This is a genomic window from Streptococcus sp. HMSC077F03, from assembly GCF_001812375.1.
GTDB lineage: Bacteria > Bacillota > Bacilli > Lactobacillales > Streptococcaceae > Streptococcus > Streptococcus oralis_S.
Genome location: NZ_KV808765.1, coordinates 63,132 through 63,610, shown reverse-complemented (window position 1 = coordinate 63,610; position 479 = coordinate 63,132). Strand labels below are relative to the sequence as shown.

Sequence of the window (479 nt, the reverse complement as noted above, 5' to 3'; positions counted from 1 at the left end):
ACTTGATTGACACCAGCTGTGAATGGACCTGGGAAATTGGCTTTGTCAAGGTAGCTAGCCGGAACATCTACTGTGTCTTTGGTATTGTCAGCCACACCTTTTTGCACTTCAGCTGGAGTGGTTAAGCCATTCAAATTAACAGTCAAATCTTTAGTCGCTACGAGGTTAGTTAAGTCAGGCTTGCCATCTTTCGCACCGTACACCTTGATAGTAGCTTTATAGCTTTGTGTACCATTTTGTTTCAAAAGGTCAAGCAGCTCTTTGTCAGATTTTCCTTGGGTGCCGGCCAAGTCTACTTCGTAGAAGTAAAGGCCTTTGCCCAATTTCTCTACTGGTGGGAGAGCGGGATTTTTAGCTGTTCCGTTGTCTGACCATGGAGCCTTATCAGATGCTTTCAAGATCAGGCGAGTCAACATGCCATCACCAGCGAAGAATTCGTATGGAATAACTTGATTGACACCAGCTGTGAATGGACCTGG

Annotated in this window: 1 protein-coding gene; it reads right to left on the bottom strand. The window is 45.3% G+C overall.

The window, feature by feature from the left end:
- The coding region (locus HMPREF2853_RS10055) for a fibronectin-binding SSURE repeat-containing protein (protein ID WP_261674234.1) at positions 1–479 on the bottom strand (479 nt) is incomplete at both ends.